The organism is Actinomadura gamaensis (assembly GCF_042652125.1).
In the GTDB taxonomy this organism is placed as follows: domain Bacteria; phylum Actinomycetota; class Actinomycetes; order Streptosporangiales; family Streptosporangiaceae; genus Spirillospora; species Spirillospora gamaensis.
On record NZ_JBHSIT010000002.1, the window covers coordinates 953,382 to 975,323 of the forward strand.

Genomic DNA, 21,942 nt, shown 5'->3' on the forward strand with positions numbered 1-21,942 from the left:
GCTCAGCCTCCGCTCACCGTCGTCGCCGTCGCGGACGCCGCGCCCGCCGCGTCCGTGCCTGCGCCCGCGTCCGCTTCCGCGCCCGCGCGGATCTCGTCGAGGAAGCCGCCGAGCACCTCGGTGAACCGCGCGGGCTCCTCCAGGTGCGGGACGTGGCTGGACTCCTCGAAGACCTCCCAGCGGGCGCCGGGGATCAGGTCGCGGAACGGCCGGACGGCGGCGGGCGTCGCCTCGTCGTGCCGTCCGGACAGCACCAGCGTCGGGACGGCGATGTCCGGCAGCAGGTCCACGACCGACCAATCGCGCAGCGTTCCGATCACGTGGAATTCGCTCGGCCCGTTCATCGTCCGGTAAACGGTCGGATCGCTGTGCGTTTCCATGAAAGTGGCCATGTATTCGCCGGGCCACGGGTCGAGGCGGCAGACGTGCCGTTTGTAGAAGACCATCATCGCGTCGATGTACTCTTCACTTCCGGTCGTCCCGGCCGCCTCGTGGCGGCGCAGCGTCTCGTCCACGCCGGGCGGGAGGGCGGCGCGCAGCACGGCCATCTCGTCCAGCCACAGCCGGTAGGAGGCGGGGGCGTTCGCGACGACGAGGCCGCGCAGCCCGGCGGGCCGGGCCGCGGCGTGCGCGGCGGCGAGCATCCCGCCCCAGGACTGGCCGAACAGCGCGTAGTCGCCGGCGACGCCGAGCCGGTTCAGCAGGTTGTCCAGCTCGTCCAGGAACAGCTCGGGCGTCCAGAAGCCGGCGCCGCGGTCGGGCAGGTGCGTGGACCCGCCGTTGCCGAGCTGGTCGTAGTGGACGACCTGCCAGCCGCGCTCGGCGAACGCGGTGAGCCCGAGCAGGTAGTCGTGGGTGGCCCCGGGGCCGCCGTGCACGACGACGAGCGCGGGGCGGTCCGGCTCCGGCCGGCCGGTCACCCGGTACCAGGTCCGGTGCCCCCGGAACGGGACGGTCCCTTTTGCCGTGGACGTCGGCGACATTCTCTCAACCACCTCAAGGTCGCTTATTGCGGCCGGTTATCCCGCGGCCGGACAGCGGCGCTTTCGCGCGCGTGAATCGACGGTCTCCGGGAAGATTCCGACGATCGCGACGCTAGTTCCGGGGATGGTGCGCCGGACACCCTTAATCCGGCGCGCCACCCCCTAACCCGCGTTCCTGGTCCCTTTGCCGGAGCCGGTTCTCAGGCCAGGGATCCCAGCCAGCCCTCGATGGCGCGGGCGGTGTCGGGCGCGTGCTCCTGGCCGAGCGTGAAGTGGTTCCCGGGAACCGTCCGCAGGACGTGCGCGGGGTCCCAGGGCCGGGCCAGCATCGCGCCCGCGTCCGCGCCTTCGGGCGGCTCGACGAACGGCTCGGACGCCTGAACGAACAGCGTCGGCACGTCCAGCCCTGACGGGTCGAACCCGGCCAGCACGTCGAAGTAGTGCGTCATCGCCGACAGCCGCGCCGAGTCGTAGCTCCCATAGGTGGACTCCATGCCCAGCAGGGCGCCCATGAGCTGGTCGAACCCGACGTTCATCGCCTCGTCGTCCACGCGGAAGGTGTCGACGAGGACGAGCCCGGCGGGCGGCGCCTGCCGGTGCCGGGCGAGGTGCCGGGCGAGGACGTGCGCGATGATCCCGCCGGACGAGTAGCCGAGCAGCGCGAACGGTTCGCCGTCCGCCGCGTCCAGCACGGCGTCGCCGAGGACGTGCGCGAGCGCGCGGGCGGAGCCGGGCAGCGGCTCGCCGCGTCCGAAGCCGGGCAGCGGCAGCGCCGCGACCGTCCGAACGTCGCGGAACTCCGCGCCGAGGCGGGCGTGCTGGTGGACGCCGCCGCCCGCCATGGGCGTCGCGAGGCAGATCAGGCGGAGCCGGCCGGGGCCGTCGGCGAGCCGCACGGCGCGCGGGGGCGCGACCGGATCGCCGGGCGCGAACCGGGGCCGCAGCGCCGCGACCGCGCCCATCAGCGCGATCGCGCCGGACGTGTCGCCCGCCTGGACGGCCTTCCGGAACAGGTCGGTCACGGTGTCGTCGGCCGCGTCCTGCTCCTCCGCCGCCGGGACGGCCCCTGTCCCGGCGAGTTCGGGCGCGAGTTCGGCGGCGACGAGCCGGGCGAGCCCGGCCGGGGTCTTGCTGTCGAAGACCGCCATCGCGGGCAGTTTCAGGCCGGTCGCGGCGTTGAGCGCGGTTCGCAGCTCCATCGCGGCGAGCGAGTCGAACCCCGATTCCAGGAAGTCGCGTTCGGGGTCGATGTGGTCGGGCCCGTCGTGGCCGAGCAGGACGGCCGCGATGGTCCGGACGAGCGTTCCCAGCTCGTCCACGCGCCGCTCGGGCGGGAGGGCCGCCAGCTCGCGGCGCAGCGCGGCCGGGTCGAGGTCGCCGCCGCCGGACGCCGCGTGCCGCTTGGACGCGGGGATCAGGCCGCGGAGCAGCGCGGGCGGTTCCCCGCCGCCCGTCCCCGAGCGCAGTGCGCGCACGTCGAGCGCGAGCGGCACGAGGACGGGTTCGGAGCGCGCGGACGCGAGGTCGAACAAGGCGAGGCCGTCCTCGTCGGGCAGCGCGGGCATCCCCTGGCGGCGCAGGCGGCGCAGGTCGGTCTCGGTCAGGCCGCCGGCCATGCCGCCGCTGTCCGCCCACAGGCCCCAGCCGAGCGACTGCGCGGGCAGGCCTTCGGCGCGGCGGTGCTCGGCGAGCGCGTCGAGGAAGGTGTTGGCGGCGGCGTAGTTGCCCTGCCCGGGCGAGCCGAACACGCCGGCCGCCGAGGAGAACAGGACGAAGGCCGCGAGGTCGTGATCGCGCGTGAGGTCGTGCAGGTTGATCGCGCCGTCCACCTTCGGGCGCAGGACGCGGGCCAGGTCGTCGGCGGTGAGGTTCGCGATCATGCCGTCCGCGAGGACGCCCGCCGTGTGCACGACGGCGCCGAGCGTCCGGCCGTCGAGCAGGGACCTCAGCGCGTCGCGGTCGGCGATGTCGCAGGCCGCTACCTCCACCGTCGCGCCGAGCGCGGTGAGCTCGTCCCTGAGCCCGGCCGCTCCGGGCGCGTCGAGGCCGCGGCGACTGGTCAGGAGCAGGTCGCGGACGCCGTGCGCGGTCACGAGGTGACGGGCGACGAGCGCGCCGAGGCCGCCCGTCCCGCCGGTGATGAGGACGGTGCCCGGCTTGTCCCAGGGCGTCGTGTTCTCGGGGGCGGTGTCGGCTCGGACCAGGCGCGGGACGAGCAGACGGCCGTCGCGGAGACGCGCCTCCGGCTCGTCGGCCGGGAGCGCGGGTATCGCGGTCGGGTCGTCGGTGTCGAGGAGCGCGAAGCGGTCCTGGTCCTCGGCCCCGGCGGCTCGGACCAGACCGGTCACGGCCGCGTGCGCGAGCTCGCCCGCGCGGGTGACCACGATCAGCCGCGACGCCGCGTACTGCTCGCCGGTCAGCCACTCCTGCACGGTCCGCAACACGCTCGCCGTGACGGCATGGACGTCCGCGGCCAGCTCGCCGGTGGTTTCGGGCAGCGTCAGCGCGACGGTCGCGGGCACGACTTCGGGCAGCTCGGCGAGGGCGCTGACCACGGTGTCAGCGGCCGTGACCGCCCCTTGGACCGGCGTCCACTCGACGCGGAAGAGGTTGTCACCGGGGCCGCTCGCGGTCGCGAGCTGCTCGGCGGCGATCTCCCGCACGACCAGCGAGTCGACGGACGCGACAGGCCGTCCCTGCGCGTCGGCGACGCGGATCTCCAGGCCGCCATCGCCCTTCCGGGTCAGGCGCACGCGCGCCGCGCTCGCCCCGGACGCATGGACCCGCACGCCGTTCCAGACGAACGGCAGGCGCGCGGCGTCGTCGTCGCTCGCGCCGAGCATCAGCGCGTGCAGCGCCGAGTCGAGCAGCGCCGGATGCAGGACGAAGCGGTCGGCGGCGGCGGTCTCGTCCAGCGCGATTTCGGCGAAGGTGTCGTCTCCGTCCTGCCAGGCTGCGCGGAGGCCCTGGAACACCGGTCCGTAGGCGAAGCCGAGTGCGCCGAGATGCTCGTAGGCGTCGCCGGTGTCCAGCGGGGTCGCGCCCGAGGGCGGCCAAGCGAACGGCTCGGACGGCGCTTCGCTGCCCGAGGCCAGGACGCCTTCGGCGTGGAGCGTCCAGTCGGTGCCGTCGTCGGGCTGGGAGTGGACGGTCAACGTTCGGCGGCCTGTGTCGTCCATGGGCTCGCCGATGGTCAGCCGCAGCCGCGCGCCGCCGTCCTCGGGAAGGATCAGCGGGGCGCGCAGGGCCAGCTCCTCGACGGTCCCGCAGCCGACACGGTCGCCCGCCCGGACTGCCATCTCCACGAACGCCGTGCCGGGCAGGATCGTCGCGCCGAACACCGCGTGGTCGGCGAGCCAGGGATGCGTGTCCAGGGCGAGCCGCCCGGTGAACACGGTCGTCGCCGCGCCGGGCACGGCGATCTCGGCGGTCAGCAGCGGATGGTCGAGCGCGGTCAAACCCATGGCCGCCGCGTCGCCGCTTGCTCCCCCGGTGAACGGCTCGCTGAGCCAGAACGGCCTGCGCTGGAACGGGTAGGTCGGCAGATCGACGCGCCGGGCGCCGCGCCCGTCGAAGAACGCCGTCCAGTCGGGTGAGGCACCGCTGACGTGCAGGTTCGCGAGCGCGGCGAGCAGCGTGGCGGGTTCGGGCCGGTCACGGCGGACGGCGGCGACGGCCGTGGCGTCGGGGGCGGTCTGCCGCGCGAGGGCGGTGAGGATCCCGTCCGGGCCGATCTCCAGGAACCGCGTGACGCCCGCGCCTTCCAGCAGCGCGATGTCGTCGGCGAACCGCACCGCGTCCCGGACGTGGCGGACCCAGTACTCGGGCGTCGTGACGTCCTTCGGCAGCCTGAGAGTGGGCCGGTTGTAGGAGACGCTCTCGGCGATCTTCCGGAAGTCGGCGAGCATCGGATCCATCAGCGGCGAGTGGAACGCGTGCGAAACGGCCAGCCGCGTCCGCTTGCGGTCCCCGAACCGGTCGGCGATGGCCAGCACGACCGCCTCCTCGCCGGACACGACCACCGAGGACGGGCCGTTGACGGCCGCGATCCCCACCTCGTCGGTGAGCAGCGGGACGATCTCGTCCTCGGCCGCCTGGATCGCGACCATCGCGCCGCCTTCGGGGAGCGTCTGCATGAGGCGTCCGCGCGCGGCGACGAGCCGCGCGGCGTCCTCCAGCGATAGGACGCCGGCGACGTGCGCGGCGGCGATCTCGCCGATCGAGTGCCCGGCCAGGTGGTCGGGGCGGACGCCCCACGACTCCAGCAGCCGGAACAGCGCGACCTCGAACGCGAAGACCGCGGGCTGGGTGAACTCCGTCCGGTTCAGCCGGGCCTCGTCGCCCCACGCGACGTCCTTGAGCGGGAGGCCGACCGCCTCGCAGACCTCGTCGAACGCCGCCGCGAACGCCGGGTACGCCTCGTAGAGTTCGCGTCCCATGCCGACGCGCTGGCTGCCCTGGCCGGTGAACAGGAACGCGGTCTTGCCCTCGCGCGTGCGGCCGGTCACGGTGGACGGCCCGGACGCTCCCTCGGCGAGCGCGGCCAGGCCCGCGAGCAGGCCGGGACGGTCGTCGGCGACGATCGCGGCGCGGTGTTCGAGCGCGGCGCGTCCGGTCGCGAGGCTGAAGGCGACGTCGGACGCGTCCAGCTCGGAATGCGCGTTCAGGTGGGTGAGCAGGCGGTCGGCCTGAGCGCGCAAGGCCGTCGTGCTGCGCGCCGAAAGGTTCCACAGGACGGGTCCGCCGACGGTCCGCTCCGGCCGCTCCGGCTGCTCCGGCTGCTCGGCTTCCTCGCGCGGGGCTTCCTCGATGATGACGTGCGCGTTGGTGCCGCTGATCCCGAAGGACGACACGGCGGCCCGGCGCGGGTGCTCGCCGCGCGGCCAGTCGCGCGGCTCGGTGAGCAGCCGGACGTTCCCCGCGTCCCAGTCCACGGCCGACGACGGCTCGTCCACGTGCAGGGTCTTCGGCATCCGGCCGTTGCGGATCGCCTGGACGACCTTGATGATCCCCGCGACCCCGGCCGCGGCCTGCGTGTGGCCGATGTTCGACTTGATCGACCCGAGCCACAGCGGCTGCTCGCGGTCCTTGCCGTAGGTCGCGAGGAGCGCCTGCGCCTCGATCGGGTCGCCGAGCGTCGTGCCGGTGCCGTGCCCCTCGACCATGTCGATCTGGTCGGACGAGACGCGCGCGTTGGCGAGCGCCTGCGCGATCACGCGGCGCTGCGACGGGCCGTTCGGCGCGGTCAGGCCGTTCGACGCGCCGTCCTGGTTGATCGCCGAGCCCCGCACGACCGCGAGCACGGGATGCCCGTTGCGGCGCGCGTCGGCGAGGCGTTCCACGAGCAGCATCCCGACGCCCTCGCCCCAGCCGGTGCCGTTCGCGGCGTCCGCGTAGGACTTGCAGCGGCCGTCCGGCGACAGCCCGCGCTGGCGGCTGAACTCGATGAACGTCTCGGGCGTCGCCATCACGGTCACGCCGCCGACCAGGGCGAGCGAGCACTCGCGCGTCCGGAGCGCCTGGATCGCCCAGTGCAGCGCGACCAGCGACGACGAGCACGCGGTATCGACCGTCACGGCCGGCCCTTCCAGGCCGAGCGTGTAGGAGACGCGGCCGGACGCGATCGCGCCCGTGCTGTTGTTGTAGGTGTAGTCGTGGTACATCATCCCGGCGAACACGCCGGTCGGACTGCCCTTGAGGGACGTCGGATCGATGCCCGCCCGTTCGAGGACCTCCCAGGACGCTTCGAGCAGCAACCGCTGCTGCGGGTCCATCGTGAGCGCCTCGTTCGGGCCGACGCCGAAGAACTCGGGATCGAACTCGGCGGCGTCGTGCAGGAAGCCGCCCTCGCGCGAGTACGTCTTCCCGGGCCGTCCGGGTTCGGGGTCGTAGATTCCCGCCTCGTCCCAGCCGCGCCCGGACGGGAACCCCGACACCGCGTCCACGCCGTCCGCGACCAGCCGCCACAGCGCCTCGGGCGAGTCCGCGCCCGGATAGCGGCACGCCATCGCGACGATCGCGACCGGCTCGCGGGACGCGGCCTCCAGGGCGCGGTTCCGCGCGCGCAGCTTCTCGGTCTCCTTGAGCGACGCGCGGAGCGCCGCCACGATCCTGCCGTCGGTGTCCGCCATCGTCCTCACGCTTCCCAGGTCGCATCGCCGGCGTCGGGGCCGGCGTCGGCGCCGTCCAGCGCCAGGCTGATCAGGCTGTCGGTGTCCAGGTCGTCGATCGCGCCGGCACTCGCGCCCGCCGCGCCGCCGTCCGCCGCCGCGGCGGCCGGGGCCGCGACGCCGGCCAGTTCGAGCAGGGCGTCCATGAGGCCCGCGTCGCGGAGGCGGGTGAGCGGGATCGCGGCGAGCACGCGCCGGACGGCGTCCTCGTCTCCGGGGTCGGCGCCGTCCTCCGGGACGATCTCGGCCGCGAGGTGCGCGGCGAGGACGCGCGCGTTCGGGTGGTCGAACACCAGCGTCGGCGGCAGCCGCAACCCGATCGCCGCGCCGAGGCCCGTCCGGAACTCGACGGCCGCGAGCGAGTCGAAGCCCAGATCGCCGAACGCCCGGTCCGGCTCGATCGCCTCGGGCCCCGCGTGCCCGAGGACGGTCGCCGCGTGCTCCCGGACGATCCGCAGCAGCTCGTCGTCGCGCTCGTCGGCGGGCAGCGCGGCGAGCCTGCGCAGCTCGGCGGCCCCGCCCGCGCCGTTCGCGACGGCCCGCCGCGTCCCGCTCCCGCGCGCCAGGCCGCGCAGCATCGCGGGGACCTCCGCCGGGTCGAGCGCCTTCGTGTCCAGGCTCATCGGGACGAGCACGGGCGCGGGCAGCGTCCCGGCGAGGTCGAACAGCTCCAGCCCTTCGGCGACCGGCAGCGCCGCCGCTCCGCCGCGCGAGAGGCGCCCGGCGTCGGCGGTGGCGGCCATGCCGTCCGCGCTCTCCCAGAGTCCCCAGGCGAGCGATTGCGCCGGGAGCCCGTTCGCGCGGCGATGCGCGGCCAGAGCGTCGAGGTAGGCGTTAGCTGCCGCATAGTTGCCCTGACCGGGAGCGCCGAGCACACCCGCCGCCGAGGAGAACAGCACGAACGCCGACAAGTTCATCTCGCTCGTCAGCTCATGCAAATGCCGCGCAGCCACGGCCTTCGGCGCGAACACACGATCAAGCCGCTCGGAAGTGAGCGATTCGATCACGCCGTCGTCCAGGACACCCGCCGCGTGGACGACACCCGTGAGGTTCCGCCCCTTCAGGAGGTCGGCCACGGCGTCGCGGTCGGACGTGTCGCAGGCGGCGAACTCGACGTCCGCGCCGAGTCCGACCAGCTCGCGGCGGAGTTCCTCCGCGCCCGGAGCTTCCGGACCGCGGCGGCTGGCCAGCAGCAGGCTTCTGACCTGGTGGTTTGCGACCAGGTGGCGGGCGATGAGGGTGCCCAGCGCGCCGGTCGCGCCGGTGATCAGGACCGTCCCGCTGCCGAACGAGGCTTCGGTCGTCTCGTCGGTGGCGGCGCGGACGAGCCTCGGCGCGTACGCCCTGCCGTCCCGGACGGCCACCTGCGGTTCGCCGGTCGCGAGGGCCAGCGCGATCTCGGCGTCGTCACGCGCATCGACGATGACGACGCGTTCCGGATCTTCGGACTGGGCGCTTCGGACCAGGCCCCAGACCGCGGCTCCCGCCAGGTCGGTGACGTCCTCGCCGTCCACGGACACGGCGTCCCGGGTCACGATGACCAGTCCGGGCGTCCCGCTTTGGAGCGCTGCGAGGACTTCGTGCAGCGCGTTTTTCGGGTCCTTGTCCTGGATGTGCAGGATCTCGGCGTTCTCGGGGATGGGACGCGGGTTGGCGGTGACGGGCGTCCAGGCGATCTCGAACAGCGACCGGTGACCGCTCCGCGCGCCGGTGAACGCGTCGGCGGCGAACGGCCGCAGCGCGAGCCCGCCGATCGACGCGAAGGGCGCGCCCGACTCGTCGGCGGCGTCGATCCGCACCGCGCCGTCCTCGTCCCGGACGATCCGGACCCGCAGGGCCCGCGCGCCCGTCGCGTGTAGCTCCACGCCCGACCAGGAGAACGGAAGCGAAGGCTCGCCACCGGTGAGCGCGATCGCGTGCAGCGCGGCGTCCAGCAACGCTGGATGGATCCCGAACCGATCCGGATCGCCGTTCAGGACGATCTCGGCGAACACCTCGTTCTCGTTACCGCGCCATGCGGCACGCAACCCCTGGAAGATCGGGCCGTAGGTCAGCCCGGCTTTGGCCATCTCGTCATAGAAACCGTCGAGATCGACGGGCTCGGCGGCGGGTGGCCACTGCTGTCCGAACGGCTCCGTGGTCGCGGACGGTGCCGCCAGGACGCCTTCCGCGTGCCGGATCCAGTCCTCGCCGTCGTGTGAATGGACGCTCACGGGACGCCGCCCGTCGCCGTCCGCCGCGCCGGCCGTCACCCTGATCCGGACGCCGCCGCTCTCGGGCAGGACGAGCGGTGCCTCGACGGTCAGGTCGTCGAGGCGCCCGCAGCCGACCTCGTCCCCGGCCCGGATCGCCAGCTCGACCAGGCCCGTGCCGGGGAAGACGAGGGCGTCGCCGATGGCGTGATCGGCCAGCCAGGGATGCGCGTCCGCCGACAACCGGCCGGTGAACACGACCCCGCCGTCGTCGGGGAGTTCGACCATGGAGGCGAGCAGCGGGCTGCCGGTGTCGTCACCGGACGCCTCCGGCGCCTCGGCCCAGAACCGCTGCCGCTGGAAGGGATAGGTGGGCAGCTCGACACGGCGGGCTCCGCGTCCGTCGAACACGGCGTTCCAGTCGATGGCGACGCCTGCGGCGAAGAGCCGTCCAATGCCGACGAAGAGGCTCGCGGTCTCGTCTCGGTCGCGGCGCATCGTCGCGGCCATCGTGCCCTCGACCGTCTGCTGCGCCATCGCAGCCAGCACGGCATCCGGCCCGATCTCCAGGAAGCGGGTGACTCCTTCGTCAGCGAGATACCGCACGTCGTCCGCGAACCGGACAGTTTCGCGGACGTGCTGGACCCAGTAGTCGGGCGTCCCCACGTCCTTGACCAGGCGAATCGTCGGCTCGTGGTAGGTGACCGACTCGGCGACGGCCCGGAACTCGTCCAGCATCGGATCCATCAGCGGCGAGTGGAACGCGTGCGAAACGGTCAACCGGGTCTGCTTGCGGTCCTTGAACTGCTCGGCAATCTCGGCCACTGCATTCTCGGCCCCGCTGATGACCAGCGAGGACGGGCTGTTCACCGCCGCGATACTCACCTCAGCGTTGAGCAGAGGCGTGATCTCGCCTTCGGTCGCCTGGATCGCCACCATCGCTCCCCCGGCTGGGAGCGCCTGCATCAAACGGCCCCGCGCGGTGATCAACCGAGCCGCGTCTTCGAGACTCAGCACTCCCGCGACGTGCGCGGCGGCCAGCTCACCGATCGAGTGACCGACCAGGAAGTCCGGACGGACACCCCACGACTCGACCAGGCGGAACAACGCCACTTCGAGCGCAAAGATCGCAGGCTGGGTGAACTCCGTCTGGTTCAGGCGTGCTTCGTCGCCCCAGATGACGTCCTGCAACGGCAGATCGAGAGCACCGCAGACCTCGTCGAACGCGGACGCGAACACCGGGAACGTCTCGTACAGCTCCCGGCCCATCCCGACGCGCTGGCTGCCCTGGCCCGTGAACAGGAAGGCCAGGCGCCCCTCGGACGCGACGTCCGAGACCGTCTCGTCGCCGACGATCACCGCGCGGTGTTCCAGCGACGCGCGGCCCGTCGCGGCGGAGAACGCCACGTCCAGGTCGTCGCGGTCGAAGGACGCGAAGCGGTCGAGCTGGACGTGCAGCGCCTCGGCGGTCTTCGCCGTCACCACCAGCGGGACGGCCGGCAGGTCGCGCCGTTCGGCCGGGTCCGAGGCCGGGGCATCCGGTTCCGGGGCCTGCTCGATGATGACGTGCGCGTTGGTGCCGCTGATCCCGAAGGACGACACGGCGGCCCGGCGCGGAGCCTCGCGCTCCGGCCAGTCCCGCGGCTCGGTCAGCAGCCGGACGTCACCGGCGTCCCAGTCCACCTGCGGCGTCGGCTCGTCCACGTGCAGGGTCTTCGGCATCCGGCCGTTGCGGATCGCCTGGACGACCTTGATGATCCCCGCGACCCCCGCAGCGGCCTGCGTGTGCCCGATGTTCGACTTGATCGACCCGAGCCACAGCGGCTCTTCGCGATCCTTGCCGTAGGTCGCCAGCAACGCCTGCGCCTCGATCGGGTCGCCGAGCGTCGTGCCCGTCCCGTGGGCTTCGACCAGGTCGATCTCGGACGGGGTCAGTCCCGCGACGGCGAGGGCGTGGGCGATGACGCGGCGCTGCGACGGCCCGTTCGGCGCGGTCAGCCCGTTGGACGCGCCGTCCTGGTTGATGGCCGTGCCGCGCACGACCGCCAGGACCGGGTGTCCGTGGCGGCGCGCGTCCGACAGGCGCTCGACCAGCAGCATCCCGACGCCCTCACCCCAGCCCGTGCCGTCCGTCGAGGAAGAGAACGACTTGCAGCGCCCGTCGGACGCCATGCCGCGCTGGCGGCTGAACTCGATGAACGTCTGCGGCGTCGCCATGACGGTCACGCCGCCGGCCAGCGCCAACGTGCACTCGCCCGACCGCAGCGCCTGGATCGCCCAGTGCAGCGCGACCAGCGACGACGAGCACGCGGTATCGACCGTCACGGCCGGCCCTTCCAGGCCGAGCGTGTACGCGACCCGTCCCGAGGCGATCGAGCCCGTGCTGCTGTTGTAGGTGTAGTCGTGGTACATCATCCCGGCGAACACGCCGGTCGGACTGCCCTTGAGCGCCGTCGGGTCGATGCCCGCGCGTTCGAGCGCCTCCCAGGACGCCTCCAGCAGCAACCGCTGCTGCGGGTCCATCGTGAGCGCCTCGTTCGGGCTGATCCCGAAGAACGCCGGGTCGAACTCGGCCGCGTCGTACAGGAATCCGCCCTGGTCGACGTAGCTGGTCTCGGGCCGGGTGCGGGTCGGGTCGTAGACGCGTTCGATGTCCCAGCCGCGGTCGGTCGGGAAGCCGGAGATCGCGTCCACGCCGTCCGCGACGAGCCGCCACAGGTCGTCCGGCGAGGTGACGCCGCCCGGGTACCGGCAGGACATTCCGATGATCGCGATCGGGTCGTCGTCGGGCGCGGCGGCGCTGGCACGCGCGAGAGGGGCCGGGACGTCCGCGACGGTTCCGGACAGCTCGTCCAGCAGGTGCCGGGCCAGGACGGCGGGTGTCGGATAGTCGAACACCAGCGTCGCGGCCAACCGGAGGCCCGTCGCCTCGCCGAGCCCGTTACGCAGTTCGACGGCCGCGAGCGAATCGAAGCCGAGGTCCTTGAAAGCGCGGTCGGGCGCGACGGCCTCGGGACCGGAGTGGCCGACGATCGCGGCGGTCTGCCGCCGGACGAGGTCCAGCACGAACCCTTCACGCTCGGCCGCCGGGACCCGCCCGAGGCGTTCCTGGAACGCGGAGGCCTCGCCGCGCACGACCCGGCGTCCCTGCCCGCGGACGAGTCCGCGCAGCAGGTACGGGACGTCCCCGGTGGTGAGCGACTTCGGGTCGAGCTTCATCGGCACCAGCAGGGACGGCGCGAGAGTGCCCGCGCTGTCGAGGAGCCCGAGGCCCTGTTCGGCGGAGAGGCCGGTCACGCCGGACCGGTCGATGCGCTGCCGGTCGCGGTCGTCCAGCACGGCCGCCATGCCCGCGTCGCTCTCCCAGAGTCCCCAGGCGAGCGACTGCGCCGGGAGCCCGTTCGCGCGGCGATGCGCGGCCAGAGCGTCGAGGTAGGCGTTAGCTGCCGCATAGTTGCCCTGACCGGGAGCGCCGAGCACACCCGCCGCCGAGGAGAACAGCACGAACGCCGACAAGTTCATCTCGCTCGTCAGCTCATGCAGATGCTGCGCAGCCACAGCCTTCGGCGCGAACACATGGTCAAGCCGTTCAGGAGTGAGCGATCCGATCACGCCGTCGTCCAGGACACCTGCCGCGTGGACGACGCCGGTCAGGTCCCGGCCGTCCAGGAGCGCGGCGAGGGCGTCGCGGTCGGCGACGTCGCAGGCGGCGACCTCGACGTCCGCGCCGAGCCGCGCCAGCTCCTCCACCAGGTCGGACGCGCCGGGCGCGGCCAGGCCGCGGCGGCTGGTCAGCAGCAGCCTCCGGACGCCGTGCTCGGTCACCAGATGCCGCGCGACCAGCCCGCCGAGCGCGCCGAGCGCGCCCGTGACCAGCACCGATCCGCCGAAGACGGTCGAAGGTTCGGGTGCGGGCGTCGCGGCGGCCGGGATCAGCCTCGGCGCGTACGCCCTCCCGTCCCGGACGGCGACCTGCGGTTCACCGGTCGCGAGCGCGAGCGCGACCTCCGCGTCGTCCGCCGCGTCGATGAGAAGGAACCGTCCCGGGTCCTCGGACTGGGCGCTGCGCACGAGCCCCCACGCGGCGGCGCCGGACAGGTCGGGCGTGTCCTCGCCGTCCACCGAGACCGCGCCGCGCGTGACGACCGCGAGCGCACCGGTTGCGGTCTGGAGGGCTTCGAGGACGCGGTGCAGAGCGGTCCGGGAGTCGTCGCCACCGAGGTCCAGCACGGTCACGTCCGCGGGCGCGTCGCCGGTGGCCTCGACCGGAACCCACTTCACCTGGAACAGCGAGTCGACGCGGGTCGCGCGCTGCTCGGCGAGGGGCCGCAGGGCGAGCGAGCCCACGGAGATGACGGGTTCACCCGCGCCGTCCACGGCCTCCAGGGTCACCTGGTCGTGGCCACGCGAGGCGATCCGGACGCGCAGCATCTCGGCGCCGGACGCGTGCAGCTCGACGCCGGACCAGGCGAAGGGCAACACCACCCGGTCGTCGGTCGAGAGCAGCGGGATCGCGTGCAGCGCGGCGTCCAGGAGCGCGGGATGCAGCGCGAAGCGGCCGGGGTCGCCGTTCAGGACGACCTCTGCGAACACCTCGTTCTCGTCCCCGGACCCGCGCCATGCGGCGCGAAGGCCTTGGAAGAGCGGACCGTACTCCAGCCCGGCCTCCGTGAGGTCGGCGTACAGCCGGTCGATGGCGACGGGCTCGGCGCCGGCGGGCGGCCACTGGGTGATGCCCGCGGCCGGGGCCTTCGTGCTGGCCGCGGCGAGGGCGCCTTCGGCGTGCCGCGTCCAGGGGCGGAGCACTTCGTCCTCGTCGCGCGAGTAGATCTCGACGGTTCGCCGCCCGGTCTCGTCCGGCGAACCGACGACGACCTGGACGGCGACCGTTCCGCGCGCGGGCAGGACCAGCGGAGCCTCGATGGTCAGGTCTTCGACGCGTCCGCACCCGACCTCGTCGCCCGCGCGGACCGCCAGCTCCACGAACCCGGTCCCCGGGAAGATCGTCATGCCGCCGACCGCGTGCTCGGCCAGCCACGCCTGCGACGCGGGCGACAACCGCCCGGTCAGGACGGCCTGATCCACCCCGGCGACGGACACCGCCGCGTCGAGCAGCGGATGGTCGGACGCGTCCAGCCCGCGGCCCTGCTCGATCCAGAAGAACTGCCGCTGGAAGGGGTAGGTGGGCAGCTCGACGCGCTGCGCGCCGCGTCCCTCGAACACGGCGTTCCAGTCGATGGCGACGCCTGCGGCGAAGAGCCGTCCAATGCCGACGAAAAGGCTCGCGGTTTCGTTTCGGTCGCGGCGCATCGTCGCGGCCATCGTGCCCTCGACCGTCTGCTGCGCCATCGCAGCCAGCACGGCATCCGGCCCGATCTCCAGGAAGCGGGTGACACCCTCGTCGGCGAGGCGCTGCACGTCATCCGCGAACCGGACGGCTTCACGGACATGCCGCACCCAGTAGTCCGGCGTCGTGACGTCCTTGGTCAGTTTGATCTTCGGCTCGTGGTAGGTGACCGACTCGGCGACTTTCCGGAAGTCATCCAGCATCGGATCCATCAGCGGCGAATGAAACGCGTGCGAGACGGTCAACCGCGTCTGTTTCCGATCGGCGAACCGCTCGGCAATCGCTGCAACCGCGGCTTCGTCACCGCTGATGACCAGCGAGGACGGGCTATTCACCGCCGCAATCCCCAGCTGGTCATCGAGCAGCGGCGCGACCTCATCCTCCGTCGCCTGAATCGCAACCATCGCACCCCCGGCCGGAAGCGCCTGCATCAGGCGACCTCGCGCCACGATCAGCCGCGCCGCGTCCTCAAGGCTGAGGACGCCCGCAACGTGCGCGGCGGCCAGCTCGCCGATCGAGTGACCGACCAGGAAGTCCGGGCGGATGTCCCACGACTCGACCAACCGGAACAGTGCCACTTCGAGCGCGAAAATCGCAGGCTGCGTGAACTCGGTCTGGTTCAGGTGGGTCTCGTCAGCCCAGATCACGTCCTTCAGAGGCAGGCCGAGCGCACCGCAGACCTCGTCGAACGCAGCGGCGAACACCGGGAAGACTTCATACAGCTCCCGGCCCATCCCGACGCGCTGGCTGCCCTGGCCCGTGAACAGGAACGCCAGGCGTCCCTCGGACGCGACGCCCGAGACCGTCTCGTCGCCGACGATCACCGCGCGGTGTTCCAGCGCCGCGCGGCCCGTCGCGGCGGAGAACGCCACGTCCAGTTCGTTGCGGTCCTGGGCGAACTCGGTGAGGCTTTGGATCTGGGCTTCCAGGGCTTCGGCGGTCTTCGCGGACGCGACGAGCGGCACCGCCGGCAGGTCGCGGCGGTCCTCCGGGACGGCCTCGGGCTCCGGCTCCGGCGCCTCCTCGATGATCACGTGCGCGTTGGTGCCGCTGATGCCGAACGAGGAGACGCCCGCCCGGCGCGGACGGTCCGCACGCGGCCATTCGCGCGCCTCCGTCAGCAGCTCGACCCGACCCGCGTCCCAATCGACCTGCGGGGACGGCTCGTCCACGTGCAAAGTCTTCGGCAGGACGCCGTGCCGCATCGCCTCGATCATCTTGATGATCCCCGCGACTCCGGCGGCGGCCTGCGTGTGCCCGATGTTCGACTTGATCGAACCCAGCCAGAGCGGACGATCACGATCGCGGCCGTACGTCGCCAGCAACGCCTGCGCCTCGATCGGGTCGCCGAGCGTCGTGCCCGTCCCGTGCGCCTCGACGGCGTCCACGTCCGAGGTGGTCAGCCCGGCGTTGGCGAGGGCCTGCCGGATCACCCGGCGCTGGGACGGCCCGTTCGGCGCGGTCAACCCGTTCGACGCGCCGTCCTGGTTGAGCGCCGACCCGCGGACGAGCGCCAGCACCGGATGCCCGTTGCGGCGCGCGTCCGAGAGGCGCTCGACGAGCAGCATCCCGACGCCTTCGGCCCAGATCGTGCCGTCCGCCGCCGCGGCGAAGGACTTGCAGCGGGCGTCCCGGGAGAGGCCGCGCTGCTCGCTGAACTCCACGAACGTCTCGGGCGTCGCCATGACGGCGACGCCGCCGACGAGCGCGAGCGAGCATTCACCGGTCCGCAGCGCCTGCGCGGCCATGTGCAGGGCGACCAGCGAAGACGAGCAGGCCGTGTCCACCGTGACGGCCGGTCCTTCGAGACCGAGCGTGTAGGAGACGCGTCCCGAGGCGATCGCGCCCGTGCTGCTGTTGTAGGTGTAGTCGTGGTACATCATCCCGGCGAACACGCCGGTCGGGCTGCCCTTCAGCGTCGTCGGGTCGATCCCGGCGCGCTCCAGGACCTCCCAGGACGCCTCCAGCAGGAGCCGCTGCTGTGGGTCGATGACCAGCGCCTCGTTCGGGCTGATGCCGAAGAAGTCGGCGTCGAAGCGCGGCGCGTCGTGCAGGAAGCCGCCCTGGTCGACGTAGCTGGTCTGGGGACGGGCGCCGTCCGGGTCGTGGATCCGGCCGATGTCCCAGCCGCGGTCGGTCGGGAACGCGGAGATCGCGTCCACGCCGTCCGCGACGAGCCGCCACAGGTCGTCCGGCGAGGTGACGCCGCCGGGATACCGGCAGCTCATCGCGACGATCGCGATCGGATCGTCCGCGTCGGGCGAGGCCGTGGTCGTGGCCGGGCGAAGGACCGCCTCGTCGGACGTGCCGGACAGCTCGTCCAGCAGGTGCCGGGCCAGGACGGCGGGCGTCGGATAGTCGAACACCAGCGTCGCCGCCAGCCTCAGCCCCGTCGCCTCGGCGAGCCCGTTACGCAGTTCGACGGCCGCGAGGGAGTCCACGCCGAGGTCGCGGAAGGCGCGGTCCGGGTCCACGGCGTCCGGGCCGGAGTAGCCGAGCGCCGCGGCGGACCGGGCGCGGACGAGCGTCAGCAGCACGTCGAGGCGTTCGTCGTCGGTGCGGCCTGCGAGGCTGCGGTGCAGGCCGTCCGCGTCGGCTCGGGCGCCAGCGGTGCCGCGCGAGACGACGGGGACGAGTCCGCGCAGCAGCTCCGGCACCGTCCCGCTCGCGCGGACGGCCGCCAGGTCGAGCCTCATCGGGAGCGCGGCGGGTTCGTCCGCGCGAAGGGCGTTGTCGAAAAGGGCGAGCCCGTCGTCGGGCGAGATCGGCACGACGCCGCCGCGCGACATCCGCGACCGGTCGGCATCGGCGAGGGTTCCGGCCATGCCGCCGACCTGGCTCCACGGCCCCCACGCGAGCGACTGCGCCGCGAGGCCGCGCGAGCGGCGGTGCGCGGCGAGCGCGTCGAGGACGGCGTTGGCGGCGGCGTAGTTGCCCTGGCCGGGAGCGCCGATCACCCCGGCGGCCGAGGAGAACAGCACGAACGCGGACAGGTCCATGTCGCGCGTCAGCTCGTGCAGGTGCAGGGCGGCGTCCACCTTCGGCCGCAGGACGCGGTCGATCCGCTCGGGCGTCAGGGACGAGATCACGCCGTCGTCCAGGACACCCGCCGCGTGGACGACGCCCGTCAGCGTCCGGCCTTCGAGGAGGGCGGCGAGCGCGGCGCGGTCGGCGACATCGCACGCGACGGTCTCCACCGTCGCGCCGAGCCCGGTCAGTTCGGCGGCGAGTTCGGCCGCGCCGGGCGCGTCCGGGCCGCGGCGGCTCGTCAGCAGCAGGTTCCGGACGCCGTGCTCGGTCACGAGATGCTTGGCGAACAGCCCGCCCAGCGCACCGGACGCCCCGGTGATCAGCACCGCGTCGCCGAAGGACGCGGGCTCGGGCTCGTCGCCTTCGGCGGCCGTCAGGCGGACCAGGCGCGGCGCGTAGGCTTCGCCCGCGCGGAGCGCCGCCTGCGGTTCCGCGCTGGTCAGGGCAGGTGTGAGATCGGCGGTGCCGTCGCCGTCCACGTCGATCAGGACGAACCGTCCGGGGTCTTCGGACTGGGCGCTGCGCACCAGGCCCCACACGGCGGCACCGGCGAGGTCGGTCACGTCCTCGCCGTCCACCGAGACCGCGCCGCGCGTCACGACCGCCAGTCGCCCGGAGGCCGACTGGAGGGCTTCGAGGGTCTCGCTGAGCGCGGCGCGCACGTCCGTGGTGGTGATCCGGAGGACTCCGATGTCGTCGGGGATGTCGCCGCCGGACGCGATCGGCGTCCACGCCACCCGGTACAGGGAGTCGGCGCGGGCGGCGGTCTGGACGGCGGCGAGCGGACGCAACGCCAGCGACTCGACGCCGGCCACCGGGTCGCCCGCGGCGTCCGCGATGGCAAGTGCCACCTGACCGTCGCGGACACGCGTGACGCGCACCCGGAGCGCGGACGCCCCGGACGCGTGCAATTCCACGCCCGACCAGGAGAACGGCAGCGCCGCCTCCCCACCTTCGACGGCGCCGGACAGCGCGATTGCGTGCAGCGCCGCGTCCAGTACGGCCGGATGCAGCCCGAAAGCGCCCGCCTCGGCGCCACTCGGCGCCTCGACCTCGGCGAACACCTCGTCGCCGCGCCGCCAGACGGCCTTCAGCCCCTGGAACGCCGGGCCGTAGGAGAGCCCGGCGTCGGCGAGTTCGGCGTAGAAGCCGTCCAGGTCGAGCGGCTCGGCGTCCGGTGGCCACTGCGCCAGTTCCGTCCCGCGCGTCGGCTCGGACGCGCGCGCTGCCGTGGCCTCGGCCAGGACGCCGGTCGCGTGCTGCGTCCAGGGAAGGTCGATCGCGTCCTCGTCGCGCGAGAAGACCCGGAAGGCCCGGCGGTTCGACGCGTCCGCCTGGCCGACGACCACCTGGACCGCGACGCCGCCGCGCTCCGGCAGGACGAGCGGTGCTTCGATGACGAGGTCGTCGATGCGTCCGCAGCCGACCTCATCGCCCGCGCGGACGGCCAACTCCACGAACCCGGTCCCGGGGAACAGCACGGCGTCGCCCACAACGTGGTCGGCGAGCCACGGCTGCGCCCCGACCGACAGCCGTCCGGTGAAGACGAACTCGTCCGACCCGGCGACCATCACGGTCGCGCCGAGCAGCGGGTGCCGCGCCGCGCCCAACCCCAGCGACGTGGGATCGCCGTTCGCGGCGTCATCGATATGCCAGTACCGCTCCCGCTGGAAGGGATAGGTGGGCAGCTCGACGCGGCGGGCTCCACGTCCGTCGAACACGGCGTTCCAGTCGATGGGGACGCCTGCTGCGAAGAGCCGTCCGACGCCGGTGAACAGGCTTGCTGTCTCGTCACGGTCGCGGCGCATCGTCGCGGCCACCGTGCCTTCGACCGTCTGCTGCGCCATCGCGGTCAGCACGGCGTCCGGCCCGATCTCCAGGAACCGTGTGACGCCTTCTTCAGCGAGATACCGCACGTCATCGGCGAACCGGACAGTTTCGCGGACGTGCTGGACCCAGTAGTCGGGCGTCCCCACGTCCTTGACCAGGCGAATCGTCGGCTCGTTGTAGGTGACCGACTCGGCGACGGCCCGGAACTCGTCCAGCATCGGATCCATCAGCGGCGAATGGAACGCGTGCGAGACGGTCAACCGGGTCTGCTTGCGGTCCTTGAACTGCTCGGCGATCTCGGCGACCGCCGCTTCATCGCCGCTGATGACCAGCGAGGACGGGCTGTTCACCGCCGCGATGCTCACGGCCGCGTTGAGCAGAGGCGTGATCTCGCCTTCGGTCGCCTGGATCGCGACCATCGCTCCCCCGGCTGGAAGCGCCTGCATCAGGCGACCGCGTGCGGTGATCAAGCGACCCGCGTCCTCCAGGCTCAGGATGTCGGCGACATGCGCAGCGGCCAGCTCACCGATCGAATGCCCGACCAGCAAGTCCGGACGGACACCCCACGACTCGACCAGGCGGAACAACGCCACTTCAAGCGCGAAAATCGCGGGCTGAGTGAACTCGGTCTGGTTCAGTTTCGTTTCGTCGGCCCAGATGACGTCCTTGAGCGGAAGATCGATCGCCTCGCAGACCTCGTCGAACGCGGACGCGAACACCGGGAACGTCTCGTACAGCTCCCGGCCCATCCCGACGCGCTGGCTGCCCTGCCCGGTGAACAGCAACGCGGTCAGGCCGTCGCGAACGACGTCGGTGACGGTTTCCGCGCCGACCTTCACGGCTCGGTGTTCCAGCGCCGCGCGGCCCGTCGCGGCGGAGAACGCCACGTCCAGGGCGTCGTCCTCGACGGCGGTCAGGCGGTCGAGCTGGATCTCCAGTGCCTCGCGGGAACGGGCGGACACGATGAGCGGCGTCGCGGGAAGCTCGTGCCGTTCGTCCGCGACCGGCTCCGGTGCCGGGGGCGCTTCCAGGACGACATGGGCGTTGGTGCCGCTGATCCCGAAGGACGACACCGCGCCCCGGCGCAGTCCCCCGGACGGCGTGTCCCATTCTCGGGACTCGGTGAGCAGCCGGACGTTCCCCACCGACCAGTCGACCTGCGGCGTCGGCTCGTCCACGTGGAGGGTCTTCGGCAGGACGCCGTGCCGCATCGCCTCGATGACCTTGATGACGCCGGCGACGCCCGCCGCGGCCTGCGTGTGCCCGATGTTCGACTTGATCGAGCCCAGCCACAGCGGACGGTCGCGGTCGCGGCCGTAGGTGGCGAGGAGGGCTTGGGCCTCGATCGGGTCGCCGAGCGTCGTGCCCGTCCCGTGGGCTTCCAGGAGGTCGATCTCGGACGGCTCCAGCCCGGCGGACGCCAAGGCCTGCGCGATCACGCGTCGCTGGGACGGCCCGTTCGGCGCGGTCAGCCCGTTCGACGCGCCGTCCTGGTTGATCGCGGAACCGCGCACGACCGCGAGCACCGGATGGCCGAGGCGCTGCGCGTCCGAGAGGCGCTCGACGACGAGCATCCCGACGCCTTCGCCCCAGCCCGTGCCGTCGGCGGACGCGGCGAACGCCTTGCAGCGGCCGTCGGCGGCGAGGCCGCGCTGGCGGCTGAACTCCACGAACGTCTGGGGCGTCGCCATCACGGTGACGCCGCCGGCCAAGGCGAGGGAGCACTCGCCCGCGCGCAGCGCGCGCATCGCCCAGTGCAGCGCGACCAGCGACGACGAGCACGCCGTGTCGATCGTGACCGCGGGGCCTTCCAACCCGAGCGTGTACGCGACGCGGCCGGAGACGAGCGCGCCCATCATGCTGCTCGCCGGATAGTCGTGGTAGACGAGCCCGGCGAACACTCCGGTCGCGCTGCCCTTCAGCGTCGTCGGGTCGATCCCGGCGCGCTCGACGGCCTCCCAGGACGTCTCCAGAAGGAGCCGCTGCTGCGGGTCCATCTGGAGCGCCTCGTTCGGGCTGATGCCGAAGAACGCCGGGTCGAAGTCGCCCGCGTCGTGCAGGAACCCGCCGACATTGACGTAGCTGGCGTCCTCGCGGACGCCGTCCGGGTCGTAGAGGCGGCCGAGGTCCCAGCCCCGGTCGGCCGGGAACGCGGTGACGGCGTCGCCGCCGTCCGCGACCAGCCGCCACAGGCCGTCCGGGGAGGTGACGCCGCCGGGGAAGCGGCAGGCCATCCCGACGACCGCGATCGGCTCGCGGTCCCGGTCCTCGACCTCGCGGAGCCGCTGCCGGGTCTGCTGCAGCTCGGCGGCGGCCCGGCGCAGGTAGTCGCGCAGGCGGTCGTCGTTCGACATCGACATCAACCCATCCGGTGAGGTGCGAAGATCGGG

General features: G+C 73.0%; 3 protein-coding genes. All 3 read right to left on the bottom strand.

The annotated features are described in order from the left end of the window. Positions 1-2: 2 nt before the first annotated feature. On the bottom strand, positions 3-983 hold the full coding sequence (locus ACFPCY_RS09785) for a proline iminopeptidase-family hydrolase (RefSeq protein ID WP_378253493.1): 981 nt from the start codon (positions 981-983) through the stop codon (positions 3-5). 200 nt (positions 984-1,183) lie between these two features. After that, a complete protein-coding gene (locus ACFPCY_RS09790; RefSeq protein ID WP_378253495.1) occupies positions 1,184-7,114 on the bottom strand; it encodes a type I polyketide synthase in 5,931 nt (1,976 codons plus the stop codon). Positions 7,115-7,119: 5 nt separating this feature from the next. Beyond that, the gene (locus tag ACFPCY_RS09795) at positions 7,120-21,906 is read right to left on the bottom strand and encodes an SDR family NAD(P)-dependent oxidoreductase (protein ID WP_378253497.1); all 14,787 of its coding nucleotides are present in this window, start codon (positions 21,904-21,906) and stop codon (positions 7,120-7,122) included. Positions 21,907-21,942 lie beyond the last annotated feature (36 nt).